Annotated in this window: 20 protein-coding genes; 19 read left to right on the top strand and 1 reads right to left on the bottom strand. The window is 30.2% G+C overall.

Translation table 11 applies throughout. The features are described from left to right. The 19 genes from N4A48_RS09530 (at position 1) to N4A48_RS09440 (ending at position 19,811) form a co-directional block, all read left to right on the top strand. A complete protein-coding gene (locus N4A48_RS09530) occupies positions 1-1,530 on the top strand; it encodes a spore germination protein (RefSeq protein WP_293665677.1) in 1,530 nt (509 codons plus the stop codon). Continuing rightward, positions 1,527-2,627: a GerAB/ArcD/ProY family transporter gene (locus tag N4A48_RS09525; protein WP_293665676.1), complete on the top strand. Its 1,101-nt coding sequence runs from the start codon at positions 1,527-1,529 to the stop codon at positions 2,625-2,627. The genes N4A48_RS09530 and N4A48_RS09525 overlap by 4 nt, the downstream gene beginning before the upstream one ends. Next, positions 2,624-3,772, top strand: coding sequence for a Ger(x)C family spore germination protein (locus N4A48_RS09520; RefSeq protein WP_293665675.1), 1,149 nt, complete (start codon positions 2,624-2,626; stop codon positions 3,770-3,772). Before N4A48_RS09525 ends, N4A48_RS09520 begins: the two co-directional genes overlap by 4 nt. 50 nt (positions 3,773-3,822) lie before the next feature. After that, complete coding sequence (gene spoIIR / locus N4A48_RS09515) at positions 3,823-4,470, top strand: stage II sporulation protein R (protein ID WP_293665674.1); 648 nt, start codon at positions 3,823-3,825, stop codon at positions 4,468-4,470. Positions 4,471-4,485: 15 nt separating this feature from the next. After that, complete coding sequence (sleB, locus tag N4A48_RS09510; protein ID WP_330665099.1) at positions 4,486-5,163, top strand: spore cortex-lytic enzyme; 678 nt, start codon at positions 4,486-4,488, stop codon at positions 5,161-5,163. Next, positions 5,139-6,503, top strand: a complete 1,365-nt coding sequence (ypeB, locus tag N4A48_RS09505) for a germination protein YpeB (RefSeq protein WP_293665673.1) — start codon at positions 5,139-5,141, stop codon at positions 6,501-6,503. The genes sleB and ypeB overlap by 25 nt, the downstream gene beginning before the upstream one ends. A 211-nt stretch (positions 6,504-6,714) precedes the next feature. Further along, a complete protein-coding gene (locus tag N4A48_RS09500) occupies positions 6,715-7,803 on the top strand; it encodes a D-alanine--D-alanine ligase (RefSeq protein ID WP_293665672.1) in 1,089 nt (362 codons plus the stop codon). Between the two features lie 14 nt (positions 7,804-7,817). Further along, the gene (locus N4A48_RS09495; RefSeq protein WP_293665671.1) at positions 7,818-8,240 is read left to right on the top strand and encodes a DUF1934 domain-containing protein; all 423 of its coding nucleotides are present in this window, start codon (positions 7,818-7,820) and stop codon (positions 8,238-8,240) included. A 116-nt stretch (positions 8,241-8,356) separates the two neighbouring features. Continuing rightward, positions 8,357-9,070, top strand: coding sequence for a hypothetical protein (locus N4A48_RS09490; protein ID WP_293665669.1), 714 nt, complete (start codon positions 8,357-8,359; stop codon positions 9,068-9,070). Then, the gene (gene tilS / locus N4A48_RS09485; protein WP_293665668.1) at positions 9,070-10,464 is read left to right on the top strand and encodes a tRNA lysidine(34) synthetase TilS; all 1,395 of its coding nucleotides are present in this window, start codon (positions 9,070-9,072) and stop codon (positions 10,462-10,464) included. Before N4A48_RS09490 ends, tilS begins: the two co-directional genes overlap by 1 nt. Positions 10,465-10,572: 108 nt before the next feature. Then, positions 10,573-12,441 (top strand): ATP-dependent zinc metalloprotease FtsH, encoded by a 1,869-nt coding sequence (ftsH, locus tag N4A48_RS09480; RefSeq protein ID WP_293665667.1) that lies wholly within the window; start codon positions 10,573-10,575, stop codon positions 12,439-12,441. A gap of 256 nt (positions 12,442-12,697) precedes the next feature. Continuing rightward, positions 12,698-14,365, top strand: a complete 1,668-nt coding sequence (locus N4A48_RS09475) for an acyl-CoA mutase large subunit family protein (protein WP_293665666.1) — start codon at positions 12,698-12,700, stop codon at positions 14,363-14,365. A gap of 21 nt (positions 14,366-14,386) precedes the next feature. After that, positions 14,387-14,791: a cobalamin B12-binding domain-containing protein gene (locus tag N4A48_RS09470; protein ID WP_293665665.1), complete on the top strand. Its 405-nt coding sequence runs from the start codon at positions 14,387-14,389 to the stop codon at positions 14,789-14,791. Positions 14,792-14,806: 15 nt separating this feature from the next. Continuing rightward, a complete protein-coding gene (gene meaB, locus N4A48_RS09465) occupies positions 14,807-15,745 on the top strand; it encodes a methylmalonyl Co-A mutase-associated GTPase MeaB (protein WP_293665664.1) in 939 nt (312 codons plus the stop codon). A gap of 41 nt (positions 15,746-15,786) precedes the next feature. Continuing rightward, positions 15,787-16,197: a methylmalonyl-CoA epimerase gene (gene mce, locus N4A48_RS09460; RefSeq protein ID WP_293665663.1), complete on the top strand. Its 411-nt coding sequence runs from the start codon at positions 15,787-15,789 to the stop codon at positions 16,195-16,197. A 16-nt stretch (positions 16,198-16,213) separates the two neighbouring features. Next, complete coding sequence (locus tag N4A48_RS09455; protein WP_293665662.1) at positions 16,214-17,758, top strand: acyl-CoA carboxylase subunit beta; 1,545 nt, start codon at positions 16,214-16,216, stop codon at positions 17,756-17,758. A 17-nt stretch (positions 17,759-17,775) separates the two neighbouring features. Then, positions 17,776-18,192, top strand: coding sequence for an OadG family protein (locus N4A48_RS09450; RefSeq protein ID WP_293665660.1), 417 nt, complete (start codon positions 17,776-17,778; stop codon positions 18,190-18,192). Next, complete coding sequence (locus N4A48_RS09445; RefSeq protein WP_293665659.1) at positions 18,176-18,556, top strand: biotin/lipoyl-containing protein; 381 nt, start codon at positions 18,176-18,178, stop codon at positions 18,554-18,556. Before N4A48_RS09450 ends, N4A48_RS09445 begins: the two co-directional genes overlap by 17 nt. A gap of 91 nt (positions 18,557-18,647) precedes the next feature. Beyond that, positions 18,648-19,811 (top strand): sodium ion-translocating decarboxylase subunit beta, encoded by a 1,164-nt coding sequence (locus tag N4A48_RS09440; protein ID WP_293665700.1) that lies wholly within the window; start codon positions 18,648-18,650, stop codon positions 19,809-19,811. A 62-nt stretch (positions 19,812-19,873) separates the two neighbouring features. Here the strand turns inward: N4A48_RS09440 and N4A48_RS09435 are convergent. Continuing rightward, positions 19,874-19,976 (bottom strand): IS3 family transposase (locus N4A48_RS09435; protein ID WP_293663950.1); only part of this gene is annotated, 103 nt, incomplete at its 5' end.

The following is a 19,976-nucleotide window of genomic DNA, read 5'->3' as shown; positions in this document are numbered from 1 at the left end:
ATGCAGATAAAAAAAGATGAGCATAAACTCGAATATAAGCTGAATATTATAAAAGAACAATTTCAAGATTGTGATGACTTAGTTATAAGAGAGATTGATGTTGGAATTGAGAATGAGTGTAAAATGGCTATTGTATACATAGATGGTATGACTGATAAAGCACTTATTAGTGAATTCGCACTAAATAATTTAATGATTTCATCTAGGATATCAATGCCTAATGATGTAAAAAACAATATAAAAGATTTAATACAGAAAAAAACTATAGCAATAACTGAAATAAAAGAAGTAAAAAAAATTGAAGAAAGTATCAAAAGTATCCTTTCAGGAGAAACTATTTTATTTATAGATAATGTAGAGGAATCTATAGTATTATCTTCAAGGGGATGGCCAACTCGTTCAATATCAGAACCTCAATCTGAGGTTGTTATAAGAGGTCCCAGAGACGGATTTACAGAGACTTTAAAAGTTAATACATCTTTAGTAAGAAGAAGAATAAGAGATACAAATTTTAAAATAAAAAATGTATCATTAGGAGAAAGATCAAACACGGATGTAGCTATACTATATGTAGAAGATATAGTTAATAAAACCGTTTTAAAAGAAGTTGAAAAAAGACTAGAGGAAATAGATATAGACATGATTCAAGAAAGTGGAGGTGTAGAGCAATTAATAGAAGATGATTGCTACTCCTTGTTCCCTCAGATACAGTACACAGAAAGACCAGATGTAGTATCAGCATCTTTATATGAAGGTAGAGTTGCTATATTAGTTGATAATACACCTTTTGCCCTTATAGTTCCTGTCACCCTTACAACATTTTTACAATCTCCTGATGATTATTATGAGAGATGGATAATATCTAGTTTTGTAAGAATTATAAGGTTGGTTGCAACTGCATTTTCATTATTCTTGCCATCAATGTATATTGCTATAAGCTCATATCATCCAGATATGCTGCCCACAGACCTTGCCGTATACCTTGCGGCAACAAGACAAGGAGTGCCATTTCCTGCATTTACAGAGGCATTTATAATGGAAGCTACACTGGAGTTGTTAAGAGAAGCAGGGGTTAGACTCCCAAGAGCTATAGGGTCTACAATAGGTATAGTAGGTGGTCTTGTAATAGGTCAAGCTGCTGTTCAAGCTGGAATAGTGAGCCCTCTTATGGTAATTATAGTAGCAATAACTGCAATATCTTCTTTTGCAATACCAAGCTACAATATGGCAATAGGATTTAGAATTATTAGATTTGTATTGATGCTTCTTGCATCTGTACTAGGTCTTTATGGAATAATACTAGGATTTTTAGTTACGCTAATAAACTTAGCAAATTTAAGAAGTTTTGGAATTTCTTATTTAGAACCATTGTGTTCTGTTGGAGAGAATTTAAAAGATCTTAAAGATTCTATTGTAAGAGCTCCTATCCCATCTATGAATTTAAGACCGAAAATGTATACAAAAAGAAATAGGAATAGATTAGATGATAAAAGAAAAGAGATATTTGGGGAGGATGATATTAAAAAATGATTTCAACTAAAGAAAAAATAGGTACATCTCAGATGATAGCACTTTTAATAAGTACAGTAATAGGGGTGGGTATTTTATCTTTACCAAGAAACTTAGCGGATAAGGTAAAAGGGCTGGGATTTTTAGTAATAATACTAGCAACTATTGTGTGTATTTTTCTTGCATACCTTGTATATAAGGTTTTATATAAATTTAAGAATAAGAGCATTATGCAAATAAGCTCAGCTATTTTAACAAAGCCTGTTGCATATTTGATAGGCATAATGTTTATAGTGCACTATTTTATAATTCTAGGTACTGTAACTCGTATCTTTGGAGAAGTTGTTAAAATGCATATGCTACAGAAAACACCTATAGAGGTAATAATAATATCTATGCTATTTGTATCTGCCTATGGATCTAGGAGAGGAATTGAAGGAATAGCTAGAACTTCTCAAATAATACTTTTTTTAATGGTTATACCTGTAATGTTTATATTTTTCTTTTCGCTTGAAAGTGCGGATATAAGTAATTTAATGCCTATTTTCGATAATAATTTTTCTAAAATATTACCAACTACATTTTTAACTACTTTTTCCTTTACAGGATTTGAGAGTATGCTTATACTAGGGGTTTTTATGAGAGAACCTAAAAATATATTTAAGGCACAGTGGATATCCTTATTGTTTATAGGTATTGCATATATATTCTTTGCAGTAATAACTGTATGTGTATTTGGACAAATGGAAACAGCACATTTAATGTGGCCTACATTGACGATTGTGAAAGTAATAGATATACCTGGAGCATTTTTAGAAAATTTAGATGCATTGATAATGGGAGCATGGACATTGAACATATTTATAACAATATGTGTATGCTTTTTTTGTACATCTTTAGTAATGGGAGATATGCTTAATTGTAAAGAAATAAATTACTTTGATTATTCTCTTATTCCAATTGTATATATATTGGCATTGTATCCTGATAATCTAGCTCATGTATATGATTTAGTAAACAATAAATATATAGTTGGCTTACAAATATCAGTTTTTGCAGGGATTCCTTTAATACTATTTTTATTTTCTAAATTTAGTAAGAGGGTGAAAAGAGCATGAAAAAAAAACATACGATTATAATTCTAACAATAATTATAAGTATACTACTTACAGGTTGTTGGGATAAGATTGAAATAAATAACAGAGGGTTCGTAATAGGTCTTGGAATAGATAAATTAAAAGAAGATGAAAAGAATAAAGAGGGAGATAAAATAAAAGTATCCTTTAAAATACCTAACGTAGCTCTTCTTGGCACAAAACAAACACCTACAAAAGAGCCATCTTTTTATTGGGAGGCTGAAGGAGAAACCTTTGATACTGTAATAAATGAAATTCAATCAAAATCTCCATTTGATTTAGAATTATCTCATAACAAAGTAATAATAATAGGACGAGATATACTTAAGGATAAGGCATTATTCAAGCAAATACTTGATGGAGTAGATAGAAATAGATTTTTTTCAAGAAAGATATTTATGCTAGTATCCAAGGAAAAGGCCTCTGATATTATAAAAATTAGACCAAATGAACAACCTCTTGTAGGAGTATATTACGGAAACATACTTGATTCTGCTGTAAAAAATGGAACAGTAATAGATGGTACATTAAATAAACTTATGAAAGAAATGGAAGAAACTGAAACTACAATATTACCTCTTACTACTAAAACCTATAATAATAAAAGAATAGAAATTATTGGAGGATCTATAATAAAGGATTATGAAATTAGAGAAGAGTTAAATGAGACTGAATGTAGATTTTTAAATATGATTATTAAAAACAATTATAATATAATGAATATCCATGTGGATTATAAAAATGTACCTGTATCTTATAAGATAACTAGTACAAAAAGTGAAACTAAAGTAAGTGAAAAAGATAACAAACTTTTATTAGATATATATGTAGATACTGAAGGAGATGTAACGCAACATGAATTTGGAGTAAAAGGGCTTATTGCCAATGATAAAGGTATACGAGATATAGAAAAATTATCTGAAGAAAAAATAAAAGAAAATATAAATAGCTTGATAAATAAGCTTAAAAAAAATAGTCTAGATGTTATAAACGTAGAAAATATTCTATATAAGTATCATCAACCTTTATATAAGAAAATTAATGAAGATTTTGATCAATACTTTAAAAATATGGAAGTAAAGGTACATGTAGAAAGTAAAATTAGAAGAATAGGTATAGTAAGGTAAAAAAAGGACAAAATAAAGATATAAAATAAATTAATCTGGGGGGATAAATTATGAGAAAAGTTTTAATTGTATTTTTTATATCTTTATTTTGCTTTATGAGTACTCTGTCTTACTTAAATGATGTTTATACGAATAGAGATAATTATAAGGAAAAGTTGATAAGATTTCATGTTATAGCAAATAGTGATTCTCAAAATGATCAAGAATTAAAATTAAAGGTTAGAGACAAAATAATAGCTTTTTTAACTCCGAAGTTAGAAAAATCAAAAAGTATCAAAGAAACCAAAAATATAATTACAAAAAATATAGAAGATATACAGAAAATAGCTTTAAATGAAATAAAAGAAAACAATAAAGAGTACGCTGTTACAGCAAGTCTAGATTATTCAAATTTTCCTACAAAAAAATATTCTAACATAGTATTACCTGCTGGGGAGTATAAAGCATTAAAAGTAGTTATAGGAGAAGGAAAAGGGAAAAACTGGTGGTGTGTGATGTTTCCACCGCTATGCTTTGTAGATATAAATCATGGAATAACAAATGATAAAACTGAGAAAAATTTGAGAAAAGTCCTTACTAAAGAAGAATATAAAATGATATTAGTTGACAATAAAGAAGTTAAATTAAAATTTAAAATAGTAGAGGTATTAGAAAAGATAAAAAATAAAAATATTAAATTAGATTTAGTTAAGAAATAATAGGAGTGATTTATTTTGAAAAAAATACTATTATTAGTTTCATTGATTTCTATATTAACATTATCGTGTGTAGTATTTTATGTAGATGATTATATATCATATGGACAAGCTAATATATTCTGGGGTTCAAAAGGTGATGAAGTTAAAACTGTTCAAACTAAGCTTAAAAACTGGGGATATTACAATGGTTCTGTAGATGGTGTATATGGATATAAAATGTATCAATCAGTGAAAAAATTTCAAAAAAAGAATAATTTAAAACAAGATGGTATAGTTGGGAATGCAACTAAAAAAGCTCTTGGAATACAAGCTAAAAAGAAGGCAACATCTAGAAGTGATGAGATATATCTATTGTCTCAGGCTATAACAGGAGAGGCTAGAGGTGAACCTTATATAGGGCAGGTAAGTGTAGGGGCTGTTATTTTAAATAGAATTAAAGATTCTAGATTCCCACACTCAATAGCTGGAGTTGTATATCAACCAGGAGCATTTACAGCAGTTGATGATGGACAGATAAATATGAAGCCAACACAGTCCTGTATAAAGGCTGCGAATGATGCTATTAATGGATGGGACCCTACAGGTGGAGCTGTATACTATTGGAATCCTGCAACAGCTACAAGTAAATGGATATGGAGATTAAAACCTATATATAAAGTAGGTAAACATTGGTTTGCAAAAGAAACTTACTAGAAAGAAGTGATATTTTGAATCTGAAGAAAAAAACAAATATTTTATTGGGCTTACTTGTTGTATGCTTCCTATGGGGAATGACTGGATATTCTCAAAAAACAGCATATAAAAGAAGTTTAAATGCTCAATATCAAAGAATGTTTTATGATGTTATAGGCAATGTAGATACAATACAATCTGATTTATCTAAGGTGAATGTAAGCAATTCCACAAAGCAAAATATAATACTTCTTACAGATATAATGAGTCAGTCTTATTTAGCTCAAGATAAAATGGCTCAGCTTCCTCTTAACCACAAATCTATTGGAAAGACTGAAAAGTTTTTGACTCAGTTGGGAGATTACACTATAACATTAGCTAAAGAAGCTTTAGATGACAAAAACCTAGATGAAAAGGAAAGAAAAAAGATATCAGAGCTTCAAAAAAGTGCTAAATATCTATCAGAAGAATTAGCAAAAGTACAGAGTGAAATAGCCAAGGATAAAATTCAGTTTACAGACATTGCAGCAAAAGCAAATAAAAAAATGAAAAAGTCAAATGCAAATATAATGGCAACCAGTATGATAAGAATAGAGGAGAGAATGGGTGAAACACCAGAACTTATCTATGATGGTCCATTTTCAGAGCATGTTGGAAATATAAAGCCTAGACTTAAAGGAGATAAAATAGATAAGGATAAAGCTAAGGAAATAGCTTCAAATTTTCTTAAATATAAAAAAATAAAAGAACTTAATTACGGTGGAAGAATAAAAAACAACTCTATTCCTGGATATATGTTTAATAGTGAGAATGTAAGTTTGTCAGTGAGTCAGACTGCTGGGAAAATAGTATGGATGGTAGATACAAGACAGATAGGACAACCTTCTATAGATAAGAAAAAGGCACTTGATATAGCTAAAAAGTTTTTGAAAGAGAGTGAATACAACAATATGGTTCCTACTTATTCTCTTACTAATAATGGAGCTATAACATTTAATTTTTGCTCTAAAAAAGACAATGTTACAATATATCCAGATTTAATCAAAGTAAAGGTTGCTCTTGATAATGGAGAGGTAGTAGGACTTGAATCACAAGGATATATAATTAGTCATTATGATAGAAAAATAAGAAAACCAGAGGTTGAGCCTAAAGATGCTAGTAAAAATATAATAGATGGAGCAAAAATATTAAAGACTAAATTAACTATTATACCTACTGAAGGTAAAAAAGAAAAGCTTTGTTATGAATTTAAAGTGGAATATAAAGAAAGGGATTTCTTAATATATGTAGATGCTATAACAGGCAAACAACAAAAAATATTTGAATTAATAAAAAATCCAGATGGAACATTAACTATGTAGTATAAAGAAGCTTATTGCTTCTTTATTTTTTTGCTAAAATAAAATATAATCAAAAGGTAGTATATAGCATATGATTATAAAGTGAAACTTAATTTAGATGGAGTTTTTACTCTAGAAGCTGTTAAGTTCTTATATTTAGCCTTAAGAGGGTGGAGATTTAGAACTTTTAGCTTTCGGATAAATAACCTATATTTTGAAAGAAGGTGCTATTATGAAAAAAATCAATGTAGCTTTAATATTTGGAGGAAAATCTGGAGAACATGAGGTTTCTTTATCATCAGTTTCTTCTATATATAAATATATAAATAAGGAAAAGTATAATGTATATACAATAGGTATAACTAAGAATGGAAATTGGCTTTATTATGAAGGCGATGTAGAAAAAATAAAAGATGGAAGTTGGGAAATAGAGGCTAGAAAAAATGTGAAAATAAATTTGATACCTACCTTAAATAAAGAAGTAGGTATAGAATTTGATGATAATACATTTAAGAAAATAGATGTCTTATTTCCAGTCTTACATGGACCATATGGAGAAGATGGATCTATTCAAGGGTTATTTGAAATAAGTAATATAGCTTATGTTGGATGTAATGTACTTGCATCTAGCGTAGGAATGGATAAATTAGTTTGTAAAAAAGTATTTGAACAAGAAAATATACCACAAGTTAAATATACTTATACTACAAGATGGGAATTTAATAATAATGAAGAAGGAGAATTAAAATCAATAGAGAGTATACTTTTATATCCTATATTTATTAAGCCTGCAAATTTAGGCTCTAGTGTTGGAATATCAAAGGCGAAAAATAAAGAGGAATTAATAAAAGGAATAAAAGAGGCATTAGAATATGATAGGAGAGTAGTATTAGAAGAAGGTGTAAATGCAAAAGAGATAGAAGTATCTGTTTTAGGAAATGAAGAAATAAAAGCTTCGGTTGCAGGAGAAATAATACCTGCTAAAGAGTTTTATGATTATGAAGCTAAGTATATGAATCAATCTTCAAAACTTATAATTCCTGCAAAAATAGAACAAAATATAAGCGAAAAAATTAGAAACTTGGCTATAAAGGCCTTTAAAGCAATTGATGGATGTGGTCTTTCAAGAGTAGATTTCTTTGTAGAAAAAGAGACAAATAACATATATATAAATGAGATAAATACTATGCCAGGATTTACAAATATAAGTATGTATCCTAAACTATGGGAAAATACAGGGATTTCATATGATAAGCTAATAGATGAACTTATAAATTTAGCTATAAAAAGACATGATGAAAAACTGGCTAAGAGAGTTTAAATGAGGAGGATTAAATGGGAGAAAATGTTTTAATAAAAATAAATACCATTCAAATGAACTTTAAAGGGAATAAGGATAATATAGAATTAATAACAGAGGGTAAACTGTATTTAAAAAATAATTGTACGTATGTAATATATGAGGAATCTGAAATATCAGGTATGAAGGGAACCACTAGTAGATTGAAAATAAGTAAAGACTGTATAATTATAAAAAAAATGGGTAGAAATAATTCAGAATTAGTATTTGAATTAGGAAAAAGATTTAAAACACTATATAGAACTCCTCATGGAAGTTTTCCAATGGAAATTGTAACTAAAAAAATACAAATTAATAATATTGATTCATACAGAGACATTGATATAACAATAGAGTATGATTTGAACATAACTGGATTATTTGAAGGAAAAAATTCTATAAATATACAAATAAATTAGAAGATAACAAAAAACGATAAAAAGTAGTTCAATTTATACTACCTTTTATCGTTTTTATTTGTTATTATAATTATGAACAAATATGATAAAAATTATCGTTATATGAGGTGGTTCATTTGAAGTCCAATGAAAATAAAATGGGAATTTCTGTTGTTTTAGGTATATTAATGGTTGCATTGTTAACTACATCATCTTTTATTTTATTCTTACAATTTGAAGGTGATGAAAAATTAATGTATACATTGAATAGTTTGGGAATAATAAAAAGCATGGATAAAAAATTTAAAGAAGAAATCGAAGGATTCCCATATATATCCATTATATCTAATGTAGATAAAAACAAAATTGATAATTTAGAACACAATGAAAAAGTGATGTATTATAAAATAAAAAAGCATTCTCACCTTAAAGCTGATGAGATACAGGCAATACTTGACCTCATGAAAGAATTAGAATTAAGATATGACTATTACATATCTGCTATGAAAACAGAAGATTATTGGGGTCTGATATCATATGAATATATATACTCTATACTTCCGGATGAATATAAACAATTAATAAATAAAAATATACAAGGAAAATCGCATGAATATAAAGAAGTATATACAAATGGAATTTATTTTTATTATTTAACTAATATTTATAAAGATGACTACAAAATGATACTTAACGATTATAATATGGGCCATTTTGAAACTAAGGAGTACTACAGAAGGAATAATAGTTTTAATAGCAAATTTTATATTCAATGTATGAATAATATAGATTTGTATAAGGATATTAATAGATACTATATAAAAAGCATAAAAAATAAGAGGGATATATAATGATTATAAATAAAGTTAGAGATACAATTAAAAAGTATAATTTAGTCAATGATGGGGATAAAATAATACTAGGGGTTTCGGGAGGACCAGACTCTATATGTATGCTTCATATACTAAATTATTTAAAAGATGAATTTAATATAAAGATATATGCAGCTCATTTAAATCATAAAATAAGGGGAATTGAAGCTCAAAAGGATGCGATGTATGTAGCAAAGATATGTGACATTATAAGAGTACCATGTTTTATAAGAGCAATAGATGTTCCGGCTTATTGTAAGGAAAAAGGAGTTTCATTGGAAGAAGGGGCTAGAATATTAAGATATAATATGTTTTTTGAAATAAAAGAAAAAATATCAGCAGATAAGATAGCCATTGCTCAAAATATAAACGATCAAGCAGAAACTGTTATAATGAGAATTATGAGAGGAACTGGACTTCAAGGGTTAAAGGGAATACAGTATAAAAGAGAAGATGGAATTATAAGACCTCTACTTGATATAGATAGAGAGGATATAGAAAAATATTGTGAGCAGAATAACTTAGCTCCTAGAATAGACCAAACTAATTTAGAAGAAATATATACTAGAAATAAAATAAGGCTGAAGTTAATCCCGTATATGGTTGAAAATTTCAATCCAAATTTAAAGGAATCTATATCAAGAATGACAAATTTATTAAAAGATGATAGTGACTTTATAATGGAAGAATCAAATAAATCATTTAATGATATATGTAATAAAATATCAGATAATACCATATCTCTTGATATAGATAAATTCATAAATACTCATAAAGCTTTAAAAAATAGAATAATTAGAAAATGCATTGATTTTGTTTTAGGAGATATAAAAGGAATAGAGCAAAAACATATACAAGATGTAAATAATCTAATTAATTCACATAAAAATAACCTCAGAATAGATTTACCAAAAGGTCTATTAGTATATAAAAAGAATACAAGTATAATATTTACAGATGAAGATCTTGTAGAAGAGAAAATAAGCTACGATTATATTATTCCTAAAAGTGGATATATAAAAATAAAGGAATCAAATACTATCGTTGAGAGTAAAATATTAAATATTGACGAATATCAAAAATCTAAAAGCGACAAATATATTAAATTCTTTGATGCTGATAAGATTAAAGGAAATCTGAGTATAAGAAATAGAAGAAATGGGGACAAAATCAAATTACTAGGATTGGGGGGAAGTAAAAAAATAAAAGACTTGTTTATAGATTTAAAAATACCCAAAGAAGAGAGAGATTTGATTCCGATTTTATCTGATGAAAATGGAATCATGTGGGTTATAGGACATAGAATGAGTGAAGATTATAAAATAGAATCAAATACTAGGAATGTTTTAAGGATAAGCTTTAAAGCTTTATAATTTCAATATCAATACAAGTAGAGTATATAACCTTGTTGTATTGTATTGGTGTTTTATTTATGATAGAATAAACTAAAATTGTTGACCTGAGAGAAAGGAGGGCTCTATTTGAAGAGATTATTTAAAGGAGCAACTTTTTATTTGCTTGTATTTATAATAATAGTTTCAATAGTCCAAACTCTTGATAAACCTGGAAAGGGAGTAGAAAATTTAGATTTTTCTTTGGTTTATCAGGAATTAGTTAAAGAAAATATATCAGAACTTACATTTACAGACGAGATAATAGAGGGAACGATAAAGAGTACTAACACACACTTTAAATCTTATGTACCGTATCCAGTGAGCAAAGAAAATCTTTCAGATATTATTTTAGAACAAGTTACACAAAGAAAACTTGTACTTGTAGGAAAGCCAGAACCTCAGACGCCTTGGTTCTTTGAAATACTACCATCAATATTTATGATACTTATATTTGTAGTATTTTGGTTTGTATTTATGCAGCAATCACAGGGTGGTGGAAGCCGTGTTATGAATTTTGGAAAGTCAAAAGCCAAACTTCATAAAGGTGATGAGAAAAATAAGGTTACATTTGATGATGTAGCTGGTCTTGAAGAAGAAAAAGAAGATCTTCAAGAAGTGGTAGATTTTCTTAAAAGCCCTAAAAGATATATTGATCTTGGAGCTAGAATACCTAAAGGAATATTAATGGTTGGACCTCCTGGAACTGGTAAAACGTATCTTTCAAGAGCTGTTGCAGGAGAGGCTGGAGTACCATTTTTTAGTATAAGTGGTTCAGACTTTGTTGAGATGTTCGTAGGAGTAGGAGCATCTAGAGTTAGAGATTTATTTGAACAAGCTAAGAAAAATTCTCCATGTATTATATTTATAGATGAAATAGATGCTGTGGGTAGAAAAAGAGGAGCGGGCCTTGGTGGAGGTCATGACGAAAGAGAACAAACTTTAAATCAACTTCTAGTTGAGATGGATGGATTTGGAGTTAATGAAGGTATAATAATAATGGCAGCTACAAATAGACCAGATATATTAGATCCAGCTTTACTTAGACCAGGTAGATTTGATAGACAAGTAACTGTAGGAGCACCTGATGTTAAAGGTAGAGAAGCTATACTTAAGGTTCATGCAAAAAATAAACCGTTATCAGACGATGTTAATTTAAAGGTTTTAGCTAGAAGAACTCCTGGATTTACTCCAGCAGATATAGAAAATCTTATGAATGAAGCAGCTATATTAACTGCTAGAAAAAGAGAAAAGACTATAAAGATGGATACTATAGAAGAATCTATTACTAAGGTTATAGCTGGTCCTGCTAAAAAGACTAGAGTAATAAGTGAAAAAGAAAGAAAGCTAACAGCATATCATGAGGCTGGTCATGCAGTTGCAGCTCAACTTCTTCCTAATACAGATCCTGTACATCAGGTTACTATAATACCTAGAGGAAGAGCAGGAGGCTTCACTATGCAGCTTCCAAAAGAAGATAAGAACTATGCTACTAAGATGCAAATGCAGGAAAATCTTATTGTACTTCTTGGAGGAAGAGTTGCAGAGTACCTTGTGCTTGATGATATATCAACTGGAGCTCAAAATGATTTAGATAGAGTATCTCAAACAGCAAGAGCTATGGTTACAAGATATGGTATGAGTGAAAAATTAGGACCTATGACGTTTGGTGATAATTCTGATGAGGTATTCTTAGGAAGAGATTTTACATCTAAGAGAAATTACTCTGAAGAAGTAGCATCAGAAATTGATAGAGAAATAAGTGGAATAGTAGATGAAGCTTACAACAAAACTAAAAAGCTATTAAGTGAGAATATAGATAATCTTCATTATGTTGCTAAGTGTCTTTTAAAATATGAAACATTGGATGCAGAACAGTTTAAACAAGCATTTAACAAAGAACTATCACTTGAAGATTACAATGAAATATCTCTTGATAAAGAAGATGACAATGAATAAGGTTGAGATTTCTCAACCTTATTTTTTTGTAAAAAATTATATGAAATATATATTTATATATTTCATATAATTTAAAGCATGTACTTTTAAAATTCAAATTGTCTAAAAAGTTTTAAAATTACAACAAAATAAGAAGGATTTAGGTAAAAAATGTAGAAAGTAATTAAGTGGACGTGCAATTTTAAATTCACAAGTATGCAATTTTGAAATTTTAAAATCATAAACTTTCATAATCAGATATAAGGGGGCGAATTTGATGAGTTGTAATGATAAATTAAAGAATTGTTTTAAGAAGTGGGAAGAAGAAAAATTAGAAAAAGCTTTATTAAGATTTGGGGAAAGAAAATCTCAGTTTTTATCAGGGTCAAATGAAGAAGTAAAACGATTATATACTCCTCTGGATGTAGAGGATATTAATTATGATGATTTAGGATTTCCGGGACAGTACCCTTTTACTAGGGGAGTACAGCCTACCATGTATAGAGGTAAATTTTGGACTATGAGAATGTATGCTGGTTTTGCAACAGCAGAAGAGTCAAACAAGAGATACAAATACTTAATAGATCAAGGTTCTATGGGCTTATCAGTTGCATTTGATCTTCCTACTCAGATGGGATATGATTCAGATGATCCTATTTCTGAGGGAGAAGTTGGAAAGGTTGGAGTTGCAATAGATTCTCTTGAAGATATGGAAATATTGTTTGATGGAATTCCTCTTGATAAAGTTTCAACATCTATGACTATAAATGCACCAGCATCTGTTTTACTTGCTATGTATATAGCGGTTGCCCAAAAGCAGGGCGTTGGAATGGATAAATTAAGAGGTACTATTCAAAATGATATACTTAAGGAATATGTTGCAAGAGGAACCTATATATTCCCAACGAAACCTTCTATGAGACTTATAACTAATATATTTGAATATTGTTCTAAGAATGTTCCTAAATGGAATACAATAAGCATATCTGGATATCACATAAGAGAAGCAGGGTCTACTGCTATTCAGGAAGTAGCATTTACTTTATCTAATGGAATAGCTTATGTAAATGCGGCTATAGATGCAGGTCTTAATGTAGATGATTTTGCCCCAAGACTTTCGTTCTTCTTTAATGCTCATAATGATTTGTTTGAAGAAGTTAGTAAGTATAGAGCGGCAAGAAGACTTTGGGCTAGAATCATGAATGAAAGATTTAAAGCTAAAAAAGAAAAATCGTTAATGCTTAAGTTCCATACTCAAACAGGAGGATCAACTCTTACTGCTCAACAACCTGAAAATAATATAGTTCGTGTTGCTATTCAAACTCTTGCAGCAGTTATGGGAGGAACTCAGTCTCTTCATACTAATTCTAAGGATGAAGCACTTGCTCTTCCTACTGAAGATTCTGTAAGAACGGCACTTAGAACTCAACAAATAGTAGCTCATGAAAGTGGAGTAGCAGATACTATAGACCCACTTGCAGGATCTTATTATGTTGAAAGCTTAACTAATAAAATAGAGAAAGAAGCTATGAAATTAATAGAAAAGATAGATAATCTTGGTGGGTCTCCAAATGCTATAGATAAGGGGTATATGCAACAGGAGATAATGGAGAGTGCGTATAGATACCAAAAAGAAATAGAAAATGATGAGAGAATAATAGTTGGTATGAACAAATTTAAAGTAGAAGAAGAAGCACCAAAGGATCTTTTAAGAGTAGATCCTAGTGTTGGTCAAAGAAAGTGTGAAAAATTAAAAGAGTTAAAAGATAGAAGAGATAATGATATTGTTAAGAAAAATTTAGAAGATTTAAGAAAGGCTTGTAAAAGTGATGATAATTTAATGCCTTACATTCTTGATGCGGTTAATTCGTATTCAACACTTGGAGAGATATGTGATGTTATGAGAGATGAATTTGGCGAATATAAACAAAGTGTAATGATATAGTACAAAGGGGGAAGAAATAATATGAGACCTATAAGAGTATTAGTTGCAAAGCCCGGACTTGATGGGCATGATAGAGGAGCAAAAGTTATAGCCAGAGCCTTTAGAGATGCTGGTATGGAGGTTATATATACAGGACTTAGACAAACACCTGAGCAGATTGTTCAAACTGCAATTCAAGAAGATGTAGACGTTGTTGCAATGAGTATTTTATCTGGTGCTCATAACCATCTTCTTCCTAAAGTTGTTAAACTTTTAAAAGAAGAAGAAGTTTATGATGATATGCTTGTGATTGGTGGAGGTGTTATTCCTGATGAAGATATTCCATATCTTAAAGAAAATGGAATAGCAGAGGTATTTACTCCAGGTACAACGACGACAACAACTATAGAATTTATAAAAGCAAATTTAAAGAAATCAATGGTTTAGCAAGGTTGTGAAAATATGGATTTGATAAACAGCTTATTAAAAGGGAATAAGAGAGCTTGTGCTAGGCTTATTTCTATAATAGAAAATGAACAAGAAGGTTACTTTGATATACTAAAAGAAATACATAAAAATACCAAGGGAGCTTATGTTATAGGTATAACAGGCCCTCCAGGAGCAGGCAAATCAACTTTAACTGATAAATTGGTGAAAAAACTTAGAAAATTGGATAAAAAGATTGGAATTATAGCAATAGATCCAACTAGCCCCTTTTCTAAGGGAGCTATACTTGGAGATAGAATAAGAATGAGTGATTTAAACTTGGATCCAGATGTTTTTATAAGGTCTATGGGGACTAGAGGATATTTAGGGGGACTGTCTAAGGCTACTTATGGTGCAATAAAAGTTATGGATGCTTATGGGTGTGATTATATATTTGTTGAAACTGTAGGTGTTGGACAATCAGAGGTTGATATAGTTAAAACTGCTGATACTACAGTCATGGTTATGGTACCTGGTCTTGGGGATGATATACAGGCTATAAAAGCAGGCGTTATGGAAATTGGAGATGTATTCGTTGTCAATAAAGCTGATAAAGATGGGGCTAAAAGAACTTTACTTGAGATAGAGATGATGTTGGATTTTAAGAAGGATTGGGAGTTTAGACCTCCTGTTTCAATGGCTGTTGCAAATGATGGAAGTGGAGTAGATGAATTACTTCGAAATATTATGAATCATAAAAATCATCAAGAAAAAAATGATATTTTAAAAAGTAAAGTACTTAAGAGAAATAAGTCTGAGATAAGAGAAATAATACATAGAAAAATAGAAAAAGAGATTCAAAATATACAAAATGAAAAAGAAGTAGAAGGAATGATAATTAAGACATTAAGTAAAGAACTTGACCCTTATACTGTTAGTGAGAAGATATTTAATAGGATAATAAAGGAAAATTAAAATTTTAATTGATAACTAATTATAACAAGGGGGATCTTAATATGAATATAAGTAGAGTTGATCATATAGGTATAGCTGTTAATAATCTTGATGAGACTTTAAAGTTTTATGAGGATGTTCTTGGTATAAAATGTGAGGGAACTGAAGTTGTTGAAGATCAAAAGGTTAAGGTTGCATTTTTACCTGTTGGAGATACTGAAATTGAACTTTTAGAGTCAACTTCTGAGGATGGACCCATAGCTAAGTTTATTGAAAAGAATGGTGGAAGAAATGGACTTCAGCATATAGCTGTGAGGGTTGATGATATAGAAAAGGCTATAGAAGAGGTTAAGGAAAAGGGATATAGAATGATAGATGAAAAGCCTAGATATGGAGCAGGTGGAGCAAAAATTGCATTTTGTCATCCAAAGAGTACTCATGGTATATTACTTGAACTAAGCCAAAGAGATTAGAAGGGGGAATCTAATAATGTCACAAAATAAGCTGGATATTCTTTTAGAAAAAAGAGCTAAAATTGAGCTTGGTGGAGGAGAAAAAAGGATACAAAAACAGCATGACTCTGGAAAGCTTACAGCAAGAGAAAGACTTAATATACTATTTGATGAAGGAACTTTTATTGAGTTAGATGCTTTTGTAAAACATAGATGTAATCATTTTGGGATGGATAAAGTAGATGCTCCTGGAGAAGGGGTAGTAACGGGATATGGCAAGGTAGAAGGTAGGTTGGTTTATGCATTTGCTCAAGATTTTACTGTTTTAGGAGGATCTCTTGGAGAGATGCATGCTAAGAAAATGGAAAAAATTATGGATATGGCTCTTAAAATGGGAGCACCAATAGTAGGACTTAATGATTCTGGTGGAGCTAGAATTCAAGAGGGAGTAGATGCTTTAGCTGGATATGGAAAAGTATTTTATAAAAATACTATAGCATCAGGTGTTGTTCCTCAAATATCTGCTATAATGGGACCTTGTGCAGGAGGAGCAGTATATTCACCAGCTCTTACTGATTTTATATTTATGGTCGATAAAACTAGCCAGATGTTTATAACAGGTCCTCAAGTTATAAAAACGGTTACAGGAGAAGAAGTTAGTGCACAAGATCTTGGTGGAGCTATGACTCACAATTCTACATCAGGGGTTGCACACTTTGTATCTGAATCTGATGAAGACTGTATAATGGGTATTAGAAAATTGCTTAGCTTTTTGCCTTCAAATAATTTAGAAAAAGCTCCTATATTAGAGTGTGATAATGTTAATGAAAAAATAGATATCCTAGATACCATCATGCCAGATAATTCAAATAAGCCATACGATATGAAAGACATAATAAAAAATATAGTTGATGATGGTGATTTTTTTGAAGTTCAACCTTATTTTGCAAGAAACATACTTACGGGTTTTGCAAGAATTAATGGAGAATCAGTAGGAATAATAGGTAATCAACCAATGTATATGGCAGGATGTATTGATATAAATGCATCTGATAAAGCTTCTAGATTTATAAGAACTTGTGATGCTTTTAATGTACCTATTTTGAACTTTGTAGATGTTCCTGGGTTCTTACCTGGTACATCTCAAGAGTATGGGGGGGTAATTAGACATGGAGCGAAGATGCTTTATGCATATAGTGAAGCTACAGTTCCAAAGGTAACTATAATAACGAGAAAAGCTTATGGCGGATCTTATCTTGCTATGTGCTCTAAGGACTTAGGAGCTGATATTGTATATGCTTGGCCAAGTGCTGAAATTGCAGTTATGGGTCCAGATGGAGCAGCTAATATAATATTTAGAAAAGATATAAAAGCCTCTGATGATCCTGCTTCAGTTAGAACTGAAAAAGTTAAGCAATATAGAGATGAATTTGCAAATCCGTATCAAGCAGCTCAAAGAGGCTTTGTAGATGATGTTATACAACCATCTTTGACTAGAATTAGACTTTGTGATGCTTTTGATGTTCTAAAATCAAAAAGAGAAAGCAGACCTCCTAAGAAACATGGAAATATTCCACTTTAAAATAAGAGGGTGAAACTATGAATTTGACTAATTTATTAGATGTAATGAAAAATGACATAACATTACTTACTAAATCCGAGCAATTAATCGCTAGCTTGGTTGTTACACTGCTTTCTATGATTATAGTATTTGTGGTTCTTATGATTATAATGGCTGCTGTAAAAATAATGACAAGATCTAGCTTAGATTATAAAAAAGAAGAAGTGATTATAAAGGAAGATTTAAAACAAAGTATAGAATATAATCAAGATGATAAAGAAATAGTAGCAGCAATAAGTGCAGCTGTAGCTAGTGCTTTAAATACCACTACTAATAATATTATTATTAAGAAGATAAAAAGAAGTGAAAATAGTGATAATGCTTGGTCAAAGCTTGGAAGAATAGAGCAAATGAGTTCAATGCTAGGAGGATATGAATATGATAAAAAAATTTAATGTTAAGGTAAATGGAGTTTCTTATGAAGTTGAGGTAGAAGAAATAAAGGAAGCTGTTAATAAATCCAAAGTAATTGAACCAAAGGTAGAAAAGAATATTCCTGTAAAAGAAGTCAAGGTAAATAAAACTATATCTGCTAACTCAAACTCTACTAATACAGTAAAAGCTCCTATGCCTGGAACAATAAATGATATAAAAGTGAATAAAGGAGATAGTGTTGCTAAAGGGCAAGTTCTTTTAATACTTGAAGCTATGAAGATGGAAAATGAGATAATGTCACCAACAGATGGAGTTGTTGAAGATATTCATGTAACTAAAGGATCATCTGTAAGTGCAGGTGAGATTATTATAGGTATCTCTTAAAAAAGTAGGAAAGGGGGATTACTCAATGGGAGAAGTTGTATTTAATTTTATACAAAGTACAGGCATATACAATGTTATTACAGACTTTGGAATGTACTATAAGCAGATAATAATGATTGTTGTAGGTTGTTTTTTGTTGTATCTAGCTATAAATAAAGAATTTGAGCCTCTTTTATTGGTTCCAATAGCATTTGGTATGATTCTTACGAATTTGCCTTTATCAGATATTATGAGTCATCCTCAGACACTTTTGAATATAAATCCTATAGATACTAAAGAGGCAGCTCTACAGGCACAGCAAGGAATCTGGTCTGTTGATATTAAGAATAAGTTTCCAGGAGGACTTCTTTATTATTTATATCAAGGAGATGAACTCGGTATATTTCCTCCTTTAATATTTATGGGTGTTGGAGCTATGACTGATTTTGCTCCATTAATAGCTAATCCTAAAAGTTTACTTTTAGGAGCTGCTGCTCAGTTTGGTATATTCTTCACATTTATAGGTGCTATACTTTTAGGATTTGATGCTCAAGCAGCATCATCAATAGCTATAATAGGAGGAGCAGATGGACCAACATCTATATATTTAACTTCGATATTAAAACCAGAGTTACTAGGGACAATAGCGGTTGCAGCTTATTCTTATATGGCATTAGTTCCTATAATTCAACCACCCATTATGAGAGCGTTAACTACTGAGGAAGAAAGAAATATAGTTATGAATCAATTAAGACCAGTATCTAAAAAAGAAAAAATAATATTTCCAGTAATGGTTACTATAATAGTTTCTTTAATATTACCATCTGCTTCTACTTTGATAGGGATGTTAATGTTTGGTAATTTATTGAGAGAATCTGGAGTTACTGATAGATTATCAAAGACTGCATCAAATGAGCTTATGAATATAGTAACTATATTCTTAGGAATCACAGTCGGTGCTACTGCAACAGGAGAGGCATTTATAACTGTTCAAACATTAAAGATATTTGCACTTGGAGTTATAGCTTTTTGTGTAGGAACTGCAAGTGGTGTTATACTGGCTAAAATAATGAATAAATTCTCTAAAGATCCTATAAATCCACTTATAGGCTCAGCTGGAGTATCAGCAGTACCTATGGCTGCAAGGGTTTCTAATAAGGTAGGACAACAAGCAAATCCAGGAAACTTCCTTTTGATGCACGCTATGGGACCAAATGTTGCTGGAGTTATAGGTTCAGCTGTTGCAGCTGGAGTATTACTTCGTTTATTTGGGTAAGATAAAATGAAGCTTATTAAAATAATAATCTGTACCCTTTGTAAAGGACAATTTAAAAAAGACTATGCTACATTAAGAAGATGATTTCTGTATTGGACAGGAGTCATCTTCTTTAATCCCCACTGATATCTATAGTTATTATAATAAGTCATGTATTGTTTAATT

Source organism: Tepidibacter sp., from assembly GCF_025210165.1.
Taxonomy (GTDB): Bacteria; Bacillota; Clostridia; order Peptostreptococcales; family Peptostreptococcaceae; genus Tepidibacter_A.
This window is presented reverse-complemented; position numbering and strand designations above follow the sequence as displayed.

Excerpts from the sequence above, each read along its gene's own strand:
- N4A48_RS09525 (WP_293665676.1), top strand. The coding sequence starts at position 1,527 with ATGATTTCAACTAAAGAAAAAATAGGTACATCTCAGATGATAGCACTT.
- spoIIR (WP_293665674.1), top strand. The coding sequence starts at position 3,823 with ATGAGAAAAGTTTTAATTGTATTTTTTATATCTTTATTTTGCTTTATG.
- mce (WP_293665663.1), top strand. The coding sequence starts at position 15,787 with ATGAATATAAGTAGAGTTGATCATATAGGTATAGCTGTTAATAATCTT.
- N4A48_RS09500 (WP_293665672.1), top strand. The coding sequence starts at position 6,715 with ATGAAAAAAATCAATGTAGCTTTAATATTTGGAGGAAAATCTGGAGAA.
- N4A48_RS09470 (WP_293665665.1), top strand. The coding sequence starts at position 14,387 with ATGAGACCTATAAGAGTATTAGTTGCAAAGCCCGGACTTGATGGGCAT.
- N4A48_RS09530 (WP_293665677.1), top strand. The coding sequence starts at position 1 with ATGCAGATAAAAAAAGATGAGCATAAACTCGAATATAAGCTGAATATT.
- N4A48_RS09475 (WP_293665666.1), top strand. The coding sequence starts at position 12,698 with ATGAGTTGTAATGATAAATTAAAGAATTGTTTTAAGAAGTGGGAAGAA.
- N4A48_RS09450 (WP_293665660.1), top strand. The coding sequence starts at position 17,776 with ATGAATTTGACTAATTTATTAGATGTAATGAAAAATGACATAACATTA.
- N4A48_RS09520 (WP_293665675.1), top strand. The coding sequence starts at position 2,624 with ATGAAAAAAAAACATACGATTATAATTCTAACAATAATTATAAGTATA.
- tilS (WP_293665668.1), top strand. The coding sequence starts at position 9,070 with ATGATTATAAATAAAGTTAGAGATACAATTAAAAAGTATAATTTAGTC.
- N4A48_RS09445 (WP_293665659.1), top strand. The coding sequence starts at position 18,176 with ATGATAAAAAAATTTAATGTTAAGGTAAATGGAGTTTCTTATGAAGTT.
- N4A48_RS09455 (WP_293665662.1), top strand. The coding sequence starts at position 16,214 with ATGTCACAAAATAAGCTGGATATTCTTTTAGAAAAAAGAGCTAAAATT.
- meaB (WP_293665664.1), top strand. The coding sequence starts at position 14,807 with ATGGATTTGATAAACAGCTTATTAAAAGGGAATAAGAGAGCTTGTGCT.
- N4A48_RS09495 (WP_293665671.1), top strand. The coding sequence starts at position 7,818 with ATGGGAGAAAATGTTTTAATAAAAATAAATACCATTCAAATGAACTTT.
- N4A48_RS09440 (WP_293665700.1), top strand. The coding sequence starts at position 18,648 with ATGTACTATAAGCAGATAATAATGATTGTTGTAGGTTGTTTTTTGTTG.